Annotated in this window: 10 protein-coding genes; 6 read left to right on the forward strand and 4 right to left on the reverse strand. The window is 71.0% G+C overall.

Annotated elements, in window-relative coordinates:
* The first annotated feature begins 8 nt into the window (after nucleotides 1–8).
* The 6 genes from ABL310_RS12685 (at nucleotide 9) to ABL310_RS12710 (ending at nucleotide 6,883) form a co-directional block, all read left to right on the forward strand.
* Nucleotides 9–1,550: an AMP-binding protein gene (locus ABL310_RS12685; RefSeq protein WP_349367378.1), complete on the forward strand. Its 1,542-nt coding sequence runs from the start codon at nucleotides 9–11 to the stop codon at nucleotides 1,548–1,550.
* Nucleotides 1,551–1,578: 28 nt separating this feature from the next.
* Nucleotides 1,579–2,580, forward strand: coding sequence for an NAD(+) synthase (nadE, locus tag ABL310_RS12690; RefSeq protein ID WP_349367379.1), 1,002 nt, complete (start codon nucleotides 1,579–1,581; stop codon nucleotides 2,578–2,580).
* 11 nt (nucleotides 2,581–2,591) lie between these two features.
* Complete coding sequence (locus ABL310_RS12695; RefSeq protein ID WP_349367380.1) at nucleotides 2,592–3,326, forward strand: HemK family protein methyltransferase; 735 nt, start codon at nucleotides 2,592–2,594, stop codon at nucleotides 3,324–3,326.
* Nucleotides 3,323–4,447, forward strand: a complete 1,125-nt coding sequence (locus ABL310_RS12700; RefSeq protein ID WP_349367381.1) for a hypothetical protein — start codon at nucleotides 3,323–3,325, stop codon at nucleotides 4,445–4,447. Before ABL310_RS12695 ends, ABL310_RS12700 begins: the two co-directional genes overlap by 4 nt.
* Before the next feature lie 64 nt (nucleotides 4,448–4,511).
* A complete protein-coding gene (locus tag ABL310_RS12705) occupies nucleotides 4,512–6,389 on the forward strand; it encodes a glycoside hydrolase family 15 protein (protein ID WP_349367382.1) in 1,878 nt (625 codons plus the stop codon).
* The gene (locus tag ABL310_RS12710) at nucleotides 6,389–6,883 is read left to right on the forward strand and encodes a hypothetical protein (RefSeq protein WP_349367383.1); all 495 of its coding nucleotides are present in this window, start codon (nucleotides 6,389–6,391) and stop codon (nucleotides 6,881–6,883) included. The genes ABL310_RS12705 and ABL310_RS12710 overlap by 1 nt, the downstream gene beginning before the upstream one ends.
* Before the next feature lie 240 nt (nucleotides 6,884–7,123).
* On the opposite strand, the gene ABL310_RS12715 is transcribed toward ABL310_RS12710, so the two are convergent.
* The 4 genes from ABL310_RS12715 to ABL310_RS12730 form a co-directional block, all read right to left on the reverse strand.
* Nucleotides 7,124–8,353, reverse strand: coding sequence for an MFS transporter (locus tag ABL310_RS12715; protein ID WP_349367384.1), 1,230 nt, complete (start codon nucleotides 8,351–8,353; stop codon nucleotides 7,124–7,126).
* Nucleotides 8,350–8,937 (reverse strand): NAD(P)H-dependent oxidoreductase, encoded by a 588-nt coding sequence (locus ABL310_RS12720; RefSeq protein ID WP_349367385.1) that lies wholly within the window; start codon nucleotides 8,935–8,937, stop codon nucleotides 8,350–8,352. The genes ABL310_RS12715 and ABL310_RS12720 overlap by 4 nt, the downstream gene beginning before the upstream one ends.
* Before the next feature lie 5 nt (nucleotides 8,938–8,942).
* Nucleotides 8,943–11,024 carry a hypothetical protein gene (locus tag ABL310_RS12725; RefSeq protein ID WP_349367386.1) on the reverse strand — a complete coding sequence of 694 codons (2,082 nt, stop codon included), beginning with the start codon at nucleotides 11,022–11,024 and terminating at the stop codon, nucleotides 8,943–8,945.
* Nucleotides 11,025–11,205: 181 nt separating this feature from the next.
* On the reverse strand, nucleotides 11,206–11,379 hold the full coding sequence (locus tag ABL310_RS12730) for a hypothetical protein (protein WP_349367387.1): 174 nt from the start codon (nucleotides 11,377–11,379) through the stop codon (nucleotides 11,206–11,208).
* Nucleotides 11,380–11,420: the final 41 nt, after the last annotated feature.

Below are 11,420 nucleotides of genomic sequence, written 5' to 3' on the forward strand. Positions count from 1 at the left end.
GGACGACGATGCGGATCGAGCGGCATCTCGAGGAGAGCGCCCGGCGCTTCCCGGACAAGACGGCGCTGGTCGCCGGGGGCGTGCGGACGAGCTACGCCGCGCTGGAGGACGAGGCGGCGCGCCTCGCGGCTTCCCTCGTCGCGGGCGGCGTCTCCCGCGGCGACCGCGTCGTCGTCTTCGCCGACAATTGCCGCGAGGCGGTGGTCGCGCTCTACGCCGCGGCCAAGGCGGGCGCGTGCTTCAGCGTGATCAACGCCTCGACCAAGTCCGACAAGCTCGCCCTGATCCTCGCCGATTGCGAGCCGACGGCGCTCGTCACGCAGAGGAAGCTCGCCGCGACCGCCCGGGCGGCCCTGGAAGGCGCGCCTTCGGTGGCCTGCGTGATCGTCGCCGACGGCGGCGCGGCGGAGATCCCGGGCGCCCTCGCCTACGAGGCCGCTTCGGCGGCCGAGCGGGCGCCCCTGCCCTCCCCGGGCATCGTCCTCGACCTCGCAATGCTGGTCTACACGTCGGGCTCCACGGGACGGCCCAAGGGCGTGATGATGACGCACCAGACGGTGCACGCCGCCGCGTCCTCGATCACGACCTATCTCGAGAACACGCCCGACGACGTCATCCTCTGCGCGCTGCCGATCTCCTTCGACTACGGCCTCTACCAGGTGCTGATGTCGGTGATGGTGGGCGCGACGCTGGTGCTGGAGAAGGGCTTCGCCTTCCCGCAGGCGGTGCTGAACCGCGTGCGCGAGGAGAAGGTCACCGGCTTCCCCCTGGTGCCGACCATGGCGGCGCTGCTCCTCGCCATGCGCGACCTCGAGCCCGGCTCGCTGCCCGGCCTGCGCTACGTCTCGAACACGGCGGCCGCGCTGCCGCCTGCGCATATCGAGCGGCTGCAGGCGCTCCTGCCGACGACGCGGATCTACTCGATGTACGGGCTCACCGAGTGCAAGCGCTGCACCTGGCTGCCGCCCGAGGAGCTGACGCGGCGCCCCGGCTCCGTCGGCGTCGCGATCCCGGGCACGGAGGCGTTCGTCGTCGACGACGCGGGGCGGCCCGTGGCGCCGGGCGAGGTCGGAGAGCTCGTCATCCGCGGCCCGCACGTGATGAAGGGCTATTGGCGCAACGAGGAGGCCACGAACGCCGCCCTGCGCCCCGGCCCCTTCCCCTGGGAAAAGGTGCTCTACACGGGCGACCTCTTCCGCACCGACGCCGACGGGTTCCTCTACTTCGTCGCGCGCAAGGACGACATCATCAAGACCCGCGGCGAGAAGGTCGCGCCGAAGGAGGTCGAGAGCGTCCTCTACATGCTCGACGGCGTGCGCGAGGCGACCGTGATCGGCGTGCCGCACCCGGTGCTCGGCCAGGCGCTGAAGGCGCTCGTCGCGCTCGAGCCCGGCGTCGCGCTCGACGCGCGCGCCGTCGTCCGCCACTGCGCCAGGCACCTCGAGGATTTCATGGTCCCGAGCGAGGTCACTTTCGTCGCCGAGCTGCCCAAGACCACCACCGGCAAGATCAGCCGCCGCGAGGCCGCGACGCTGATCGCCGCCGAGTGAGCCCGAAACCGAGAGAGAGGAGGCCGTCATGCGCCCCGACAGCTACGCCGTCCCGCCCTTCACGCGCGACGCGCTCGCGCTCGATCCCGCCTACGAGATCGCCCGCATCGCCGGCTCGCTCACGGGGCAGGTGCGCCGGCGGCTGAAGAAGCGCGGCATCGTGCTCGGCCTCTCGGGCGGGATCGACTCCTCCGTCACGGCGGGCCTCGCGGTCGCCGCGCTCGGCGCGGACCGGGTGCTCGGCGTGCTGATGCCCGAGCGCGACTCGGATCCCGAGAGCCTGCGCCTCGGGCGCCTGGTGGCGGAGCGCTTCGGGATCGAGACGGTGGTCGAGGACATCGCGCCGATGCTCGACGCCGCCGGCTGCTACGCGCGGCGCGACGCCGCGATCCGCGAGATCGTGCCGGCGTTCGGCCCGGGCTGGGGCTGCAAGGTCGTGCTCGACCCGGACTTCCGGGCGCGGGGCTACAACCTGTCCTCGCTGGTCGTGCGGTCTCCCGAGGGCGTCGAGAGCCGCCACCGGCTGCCGCTCGCCCCCTACCAGGCGATCATCGCGGCGGCGAACATGAAGCAGCGCACCCGCAAGCAGCTGGAGTACTACCACGCCGACCGGCTGAACTACGCGGTGGCCGGCACGCCGAACCGGCTCGAATACGAGCTCGGCTTCTTCGTCAAGAACGGCGACGGCGCCGCCGACGTGAAGCCGATCGCGCATCTCTACAAGACCCAGGTCTACCAGCTCGCCGCCTATCTCGGGGTGCCGGACGAGATCCGCTCGCGTCCGCCGACCACGGACACGTGGTCCATGCCGCAGAGCCAGGAGGAATTCTACTTCGCCGCCGACACGGCGACGATGGACCTGTGCCTCTACGCACTCGACGCCCGGGTGCCGGCGGAGCAGGTCGCGGCGGCGGCGCAGATCACCGTCGCGCAGGTCGAGGCCGTGTGGCGGGACATCGCCGGCAAGCGCAAGGTGGCGTCCGTTCTGCTCGCGCCCCCCATCACGGTCGAGCCTCTCGTCCGAACCTGAGGAGAGCCGCCATGAACGCGCCCGCCATGAACGCCCTCGCCATGAATGCCGCCGTCGCCGATCGCACGCCGTCCGCCTCGCATGCGCCCGGAACGGCCCTGTTCATGGGCCTGCCCTTCCCGCCCCAGGCCGACGTGCTCGCGCCGCGCGCCGAGACCGAGCTCCTCGCCCGCACGGCGCTCGCCGCCATCGAGGCGCGCGCAGGGACGGTGCGCGTCGTCGACATGTGCTGCGGCTCGGGCAACGTCGCCATCGCGCTCGCCCACCACGCGCCGCGGGCCCGGGTCGCCGCCTGCGACCTGACGGCCGGCGCGGTTTCCGCGGCCCGGGCCAATGCCGAGCGGCTCGGCGTCGCGGATCGCGTCGAGGTGCTGCGCGGGGATCTGTTCGCGCCCCTCGCCGGGCGCTGGCTGGAGGGCCGGGTCGACCTCGTCGTCTGCAACCCGCCCTACATCTCGACGGGCCGGCTCGCCGGCGACCGCGCGCATCTCGTGGAGCGCGAGCCGCGCGAGGCCTTCGACGGCGGCCCCTACGGCATCTCGATCCTGCAGCGGCTGGCGCGGGAGGCGATCCCGTTCCTCGCGCCCGGCGGCGTCCTCGCCTTCGAGTTCGGCCACGGCCAGGAGCGCCAGGTGACCCGCCTGCTCGAGCGCGCGGCCGCCTACGACGACATCCGGCTCGTCGCCGACGAGACCGGCGCGCCGCGCGTCGCCCGGGCCCGTCGACGCGAGGGAGACGCCGTATGATCCGTCTCGTCCACGACGACGCGAAGGCGCCGGCGGGCGCGAGCGACATAAGCCCGATCGCCCGGGAGGACGTGCCGGCCGTCGCGGCGCTCTTCCGCAAGACCTTCGGCCGCGCGGACGGGTCGGGCGACGGCGCGCTCGAAGCCTATATCGAGCGGCTCTTCGTCGAGCCGCTCGAGGCCGAGCCGGAGATCGCCTCCCTCGTCCACCGCACCGAGGCCGGCTCGGTCGACGGCTTCGTCGGCGTGATCGCGATGCCGTTCGTGGTGGACGGCGCGATGCGTCGCGCCGCCTTCTGCGGCGCGCTGATGGTCGCCGACGCCACGCGCGACCCGCTCGCCGGCGCGAAGCTGCTGCGCACCTTCCTCAACGGCCCGCAGGATCTGTCGCTCAGCGAGACGGCGAACGCGATCTCGGAGGGGATGTGGCGGCGCCTGCGCGGGACGGTGCTGCCCGCCTACAGCCTGGAATGGATCCGCGTCTTCCGGCCGGTCGCCTTCGCACATGCCGTCGCGGCGGCGAAACGGCCCGCCCTGCGCCGGCTTCGCGGCCTCGCCGTGCCCCTCGACGCGCTGGCCCGCCGCGCCATGCCGGCTCTCGCCGCGAGCGCCTGCACGGAGGAGGAGATCGTCGACGACGCGGCCTTCGCGGCGCTGCTGGAGCGCTTCACCGCGCAAGCCGCCGCCCGCCCGGCCTGGTCCGAGATGGATCTCGACCGCATGATCGAGGACGCGCGCTCCAAGGCGCGCTACGGGGCGATGACCCGCCGGCTGGTACGCCGTGGCGCCATGCCGATCGGGCTCTACGTCCGTCACGCGGAGCCCGGCGGGATCGGGCACGTGCTCCAGATCGCCGCCGCGCCCGGCCGCATGCAGGACGTCATCGACCGCCTCTTCGCCAGCGCGGCGGAGGAGGGCCTCGCGGGCCTGCGCGGGCGCTCGCAGCCGGCGATCCTCGAGGCCGTGCTCACCCGCGGCTGCGCCTACGCGCACCGGGCCTCTACGCTGGTGCATGCGCGCGACCAAGCCCTGATCGAGCCGTTCCTCGCCGGGCGCGCCTTCGTCAACGGCTTCGCCGGCGAGAGCTGGACGCGCCTCATCGGCGACGACCTCGCCGGCTGACGGGAGCAACCGCCCGCCCGGGCTCCGCATTGTCCCACCGCGGGGGCGAGGGGACGCGGGGCGGATGACGGCGATCGACGACAGGACGGAGGCGGAGGCGGCCGCGCGCGCCGCCCTCTCCCCGGAGCGCGCGGACTACCCGCCGATCGGCGCCTACGGGCTCGTCGGCGACGGGCGCAGCTGCGCGCTCGTCGGGCGCGACGGCTCGATCGACTGGCTCTGCTGGCCCGACTTCCACAGCCCCTCGCTGTTCGCCGCCCTGCTCGACCGCCGCCGCGGCGGGCGCTTCCGCGTCGGCCCGGTCGCGCCGGCGCGGCGGATCGTGCGGCGCTACCTGCCCGGGACGGCCGTGCTGGAGACCGTCTTCACCACCGACGACGGCGTCGTGCGGCTGCTCGACTTCATGGCGATCCGCGAGAACGTCGCGCTGGAGCCGCTGCGCGAGCTCGTGCGCATCGTCGAGGCGACGGAGGGCGCGCCCGAGGTCGCCGCGATCTTCGCCCCTCGACCGGACTACGCCGGTGCGTCCGCCGCGATCGGCGATCGGAGCGGGGTCGCCCTCTCCTGCGTCACCGGCGAGGGCGCCGCGCATCTGGTGACGGACTTTCCCCTCGCTCCCGGCGAGGTGGGCGCGCGCACGGGGCGCCTGCGCCTCCAGGCCGGCGAGCGGCGGGCCTTCTCGCTGACCTTCTCGGGCGACGACCCGGGCGTGCTCGCGCCGGTGGAGGAGGCGGACGCGACGCTCGCGCGGACCTGCGCCTATTGGCGCGGCTGGAGCGGGCGCTGCGCCTATCGCGGCCGCCATCGCGAGGCGGTGGTGCGCGCCGCGATCACGCTCGAGCTCCTCACCTTCGCGCCCTCCGGCGCGCTCCTCGCGGCGGCGACGGCCGGCCTGCCGGAGGCGATCGGCGGCGCCCTGAACTGGGACTACCGCTATTGCTGGCTGCGGGACGCCGCCCTCGTCCTGCGCGCCTTCAGCGATCTCGGCTACCAGGAGGAGGCGACGCGCTTCATCGACTGGCTTCTGCACACGACCCGCCTCTCCGCCCCCGCGCTGAAGCCGGTCTACGACGTCTACGGCCGCCTCGACCTCGGCGAGCGCACGCTCGACCATCTCGAGGGCTATCGCGGCTCGCGGCCGGTGCGCGTCGGCAACGCCGCGCGCGGGCAGGTCCAGCTCGACGTCTACGGCACCGTGGTGATGGCGGCCTTCGACTTCGTCGAGCGCGGCGGGACCCTGGACACGGACGCCTGCTCATACCTCGCCGGCTTCGCGGAAGTCGTTTGCCGGCAATGGCGCGAGCCCGACGACGGGATCTGGGAGGTGCGCGGGCCGCGGCGACGCCACACCCATTCGGCGCTGATGTGCTGGACCGCCCTCGACCGGCTGATCGCGCTCGCGGACAGGGGCGTCCTCGCCATCGACCGCGAGCGGGCCGCCGCCACCCGCGCCGAGATCCGTAACGCCATCGAGACGCAGGCCTTCGACCCCGACATGCAGGCCTATTCCGGCCTGATGGACGCGCCGGCGCTCGATGCGAGCCTGCTGGTCATGGCGCGCACGCACTTCCACGCGCCGCGCGAGCCGCGCCTGTCGCGCACCCACGAGCGCCTGCGCCGGGAGCTCGGCGCGGGCCCGCTGATGCGCCGCTACGACGCGCGCTTCGACAGCCCGGCGCAGGACGAGGCGACCTTCTGCATCTGCGCCTTCTGGGAGATCGAGTATCTCGCCCGCCGCGGCGAGGCGGCGCGGGCGGAGCGGCAGTTCGAGGCGATGCTGGGCCACGCCAACGATCTCGGCCTGTTCGCCGAGGAGACCGACGCCGCCACCGGCGAGGCGCGGGGCAACTTCCCGCAGGCCTTCGTGCATGCGGGCCTCGTCAACGCGGCCCTGTGGATCGAGCGCGCGCGGGCGACGGGCGCGGAACGGGAGGGGCGATGATGCCGGCGCTGACCGCCATCGATCTCGAACGCTTCCTCGTCTGGGGCCTCGTCGCCACGGTGGCGATGTCGGCGATCCTGGAGGGATCGCGGCGCCTGCACTGGTCGCGCATGAGCCTGCCCTTCCTGTTCGGCACGGCGGTGACGGACACGAGCCGGCTCGCGAGCCTCGTCGGCTTCGGGCTCTACATGCTGGGCGGCTGGGTCTTCGCCTTCCTCTACGCCTGGTTCTTCGAGGCGATCGGGCGCGCCGGGATCTGGCTCGGCGCGGCGGTCGGCGTGCTGCACGGGGCGTGGCTGCTCGTCGTCTTCCTGCCGCTCCTCGCCGAGATCCATCCGCGCATGGCGACGGCGCGCACGGGCCTCACCCGCACCCGCCGGCTCGAGCCGCCCGGGCTCGCGGGGCTGAACTACGGCACGCGCACCCCGCTGATCACGATGGTCGGCCAGGCCGTCTACGGCGCGATCCTCGGCTTCGGCTACGGCCTCGGGTGACGCCGCCGCTCGCCATCGCGGGCGCGTTTCGGCCCAACGCCGTCAGCGGCGGCGGGCGCGCGCCTTCCAGGTGAAGAACGTGACCCCGCCCGCGACGGCCAGGATGACCAGGATCGCCAGGGCCCACAAGTAGAAGCCGTCCATCGCGCGCCTCCCTCTCGCGTCGTTCGCGTCGCGAGGTCAACGCACGAGCATGGCGGGCGTCGCCCCCGGCGCGCTTTCGTCGCGCGCCGGGGGCGTTCAGGCCTTCGCACGGGCGAGCGGCACGAAGAGCGCGGTGGCGAGCACGGTCAGCAGCGCGCCGGTCCAGAACAGGAGATCGTCGACGCTGACGTAGACCACCAGGAAGGCGAACACGATGCCCGAGACGATGTCGGCGAAGTAGTAGGGCACGACGGCGAAGCCGAGCCCCTGCGTGCGATGATCCTCCGGCAGCTCCATGCGCAGGATGTAGGTCGACGAGACCTGCGAGACGGCGAGCCCGACATACATGATCGCCAGCGTGAGCACGGCGAGCACGGTCGTGTCCGCCAGCGAGAACAGGAAGATGCCGAGCCCGCTGATCGCCGCGCCGGCGACGAACGAGGCGTTCGTGTAGCTCTTCTTGCGGCCGAGCGCGTAGAGCGAGGCCATGCTGATGACGTCCATGATCACGGCCGCGATCAGGTACACGCGCCGCGTCGCGTCGTCCTCGATGCCGAACTTGAACAACGCGCCGCTCGCCATCGGCCAGAAGATGAACACCGTCTTCAAGAAGGAGAACAGGAACAGGAACATCAGCGCCCTGTTGCCGCGGCACACGCGCACGAAGTCCTTCAGCCGCACCAGCACGAAGCCCACGGCCTCCCGCACCGAGGAGAAGCGCTGCGCCTTGTTCTGGTCCTGGTAGCCGATGACGCGAAAGACCGCGAGCGCCATCAGCAGGATCACGGCGTAGATGGCGAACAGGAACGCCTCGTCGCTGACGAAGAAGGTCAGCAGCAGCGACGCCGACATCGAGGCGGCGATCATCACGATGCCGCGCCGGCTCACCCAGCGCGCGATCTGGTCCGAGCCGCACAGGTCGAAGAAGACGCTGTGCTTCGCCGCGTTGGCGAAGGCGGCGATGATCTCGTGGGCGATGATGAAGGCGAACAGCCACAGGATGCTCACGTAGCCCGCCTCGAAGAAGGCGAAGAACACGAACGACATCGCCGCGACCGCGATGAGCTGGAACTGGACGAAGAACTTTCGGGAGATCGCGTCGACGATCACGCCGGCGAACAGCCCGAGCACGATGAAGGCCACCGCCGATACCGACCCGATCAGAGACACGACGGACTTCGATTGCGTGATCTCGAAGGCCGCGAACTTGAACGAGTTGGTGACGAAGGACGTGCCGATCAGCGACAGGAACAGGAACGCGAGGAAGACGCTCGTGCGGACGGTGGGGCTCGCGATGTCCGGGACGGCGAGGCGCAGATAGCTCATCGGCGCCTCTCCGCCGCGAAGCGCCCGGCGAGCGCGCGCACCTCCTCCTCGGAATAGCGCCAGGCGGCGTGGTGCACCTCGCTCGGGCCCACAACGCAGCCGACGTACCGCAGGGTCGTCTCCAGCGACCGCAGGAAGTCCTCGACGCTGTGGCCGTTCTTGCCCGCGGGGCCGTACTCGTCCGCGGAGCCTCCCGTGGAGACGATCATCCGCGCGGGCTTGCCGGCGAGCGAGGCGCGCTGCTCGAAGCCGTCGGAATCGACCAGCACGTCCTCGAGCCATTTCTGCAGGAGAGCCGGCGGCGAATACCAGAAGACGGGGAAGAGCAGCACGATCTCCGCCGCCGCGACGAGGTCCGCCTGCTCGCGCGCGACGTCGAAGCGCCAATCAGGGTAGGTCTCGGCGAGCGCCTTCTTGGCGAAGCACGACTCGTCGAGAGCCTCGAGAAAAGGCCGGCTGAAGCCGGAGGCGGCGAGGTCCGGATGTGCGCAGACGACGAGCGCGCGGTCTCGCGCGCTCGTCGCCTGCGTCTCGCCGTCGGCGGGCGCGCGCGCCCGCACGTGCCGGGATGCGTGCACGTTCATGCCGGTCACGTCGCCTGCTTGGCGTAGATCTGCCGCCAGAGACCGTAGGACTTGAAGGCGGCGTTCAGGTTGCGGTTCGGGTGGTCGAGATACGAGCGCAGCTCGCCCTCCGACCGCCGCCCGAACACGAACTGCTCCATGCCGCCGATCAGCGGATTCTCGAGGTCCACCGGCGAGCTGACGAGGAAGGTGGATTCCTCGTGTCGGCGGAAGCTGTCCTCGATGATCCCGATGGACTTCAGGTAGTCGAAGCTCTTGCGATCGTTCTCCGCGATGAAGTCGCGCAGCCCGTTGATCGCGGACTTGATCAGGTAGGGCTCGTTGTAGTCGACGTAGATGCGCGCCATGTCGACGAGGGCGTCCACCACCTCCTCGGTCTTGCCGAGCCGCGCGGCGTTGACCGCGTGGGCGTTGAGCGCGAAGCCGCGATAGTCGCCGGTGACGTCGTACTCGTCGCCGCGCGCCACGACGTCCTTGGTGATCTCGTAGGCCTGATCGAGCTGCTTCAGGTTCGCGAAGCACTTCGCCACCATGATCCGGTTGTGGAACAGGGCGTGGCTGTAGGAGATCGTGAAGGAGCGCTTGTACGCCTCGCCGCGCATGCGCTCGCCGACGGTGTCGAGGATGTGCTCGTAGCTGCGGTAGAGCTCGATCGTGTCCTCGTAGGCGCCGATCAGGCCGTTGAGCTTGGAGATGTTCTCCACCACGGTCGTGATGATGAAGAGCACGTTCATCTGCCGCCGCTGGTCGGCGAGGTCCGCCTCCCGCGCGGAGATGAAGGCCTCGCAGATCTCGTGCAGGATCCGGTGCTCGTCGACGAGGATCGCCTCGATCGCGTCCGTGCGCTCGTCGCCCTTCTTGGTGGCCATGGTCTCGATCAGGCGCACGAAGTTGACGGCGTTGCCGAGGAAGGCCTTCTCGGTCGCGGCCTCGAGCGAGCGCGGCAGCGCCTCCGCGACGGCGAGGCCCTGCTCCAGCGTGGCGAGCGCCGCCTGCTTGTCGTTGCGCTTCTTCAGCAGAACGAGGCCCTTCATCAGCAGGAAGTAGCACTGCGCGAAGCCGTCGCCCGCCTCCACGGCCGCCTCGGCCACGGCGAGCGCGTCGTCGAAGAGGTAGTTGTAGGAGTCGACCAGCAGAAGCAGCTTCTCGACCTCCATCGCCTCCTGGCGGTCCAGCGAGGGCGCCGCGTCGAGCAGCGCCTTGCGGACATAGAATTCCTCGTAGCGGTTGCGGTAGACGAGGTTCATGAAGTCGTCGAGCGAGAGCCCCGGATCGGCGGCCATCGACGCGTGCATCGCCGCGTAGCCGGACGCGAAGTCGATGTCGTCCAGCAGGGTGTCCGTGTCGACGAAGGTCGCCATGTTGCCGGAGGCGAGCGCCACGTTCAGCAGCTTGCGGAAGCAGCCGCGCCGCGCGGCGACGAAGCGCCGGGCGTAGCCGTCCGCCGGATCGGGCGCGATCGCTCCCGCGGCGCTCTTGAAGGCGAAGGCGAAGACGAAGCCGAACGGCTTCAGGAAGAGGTGCATGTTCTGCAGGATGCGCAGCGAGCAGCGATCGCAGTCCTGCAGGTTCTCCACGACGAAGATCGGCGCCGCGCCGGTCTTCTCCAGGAGGCGCTTGTGGCACTCCACGAAGAAGCGCGTCATGACCATGTTGAAGGTCGTGGCGAAATAGATGTTCTTCTCCGGCCGCCGGATGGTGCTCGGCGGGAACTGCGCCTCGCGGGCGAAGAAGATCTCCCGCGTGCGCACGAAGTCGGCCGCCTTGGAGACGATGTGATCGGAATAGGCGCGGCTCGCACGGATGTCGGCGAGGACGAGGTCCAGCTCCGCCGCCCCGAGCGCCTCGCGATAGAAGGCGCGCAGATCGTGCATCACGCTGAACGCTTCGGGGCCGCAGGCGAGCCTGCGGAACGCGGCCGTCTCGGCGAGCTCCGCCTGCGCACGCAGCGCGTCGCGATCGAGCCGGCCGGTCTCGGTGACCTGGACGTAAATACGGCTCGCGACGGCCGTGCGGTAGGACTCGAACACGGCGTTGAGCTTGTCGGCGCGCGACTCCCGCCCGGGGAATCTGACGATGTTGGACATGATCTGGGCTCCCCGTCGTGGCGGCGCTCCGGCTCTGCCGAGGGCGGGCTTCCGCAATCCAGGGAAGCAGGCGCGCTCCGGCCGGCGGCCGCTGTGATGCAATTTATGGTAATTCAAGCAGGATCTGCTCCGCGGCGCAGATCCTGCCGAGACGCCCGCGCCGCGAGGCGCAGGCCCCCGATCACTCGACGACCGGACGGCAGTTCCAGGCCGCCGAGATCTCGAGCGCCATCTTGCTCGAGGTCGGGGTCTCGAGGCCGAGGTAGCGCTCGGCGAACATGTTGAGGAGCGAGACCGACGCCTTCAGACGGGCGGCCTTGACGGTGTTGTCGACCTTCACCAGAGCCTGGGTCATTTGCGTATCTCCTTTCGAGGTTGCGGGATTTGGTACGCAAG

Source organism: Salinarimonas sp. (assembly GCF_040111675.1).
Classification (GTDB): domain Bacteria; phylum Pseudomonadota; class Alphaproteobacteria; order Rhizobiales; family Beijerinckiaceae; genus Salinarimonas.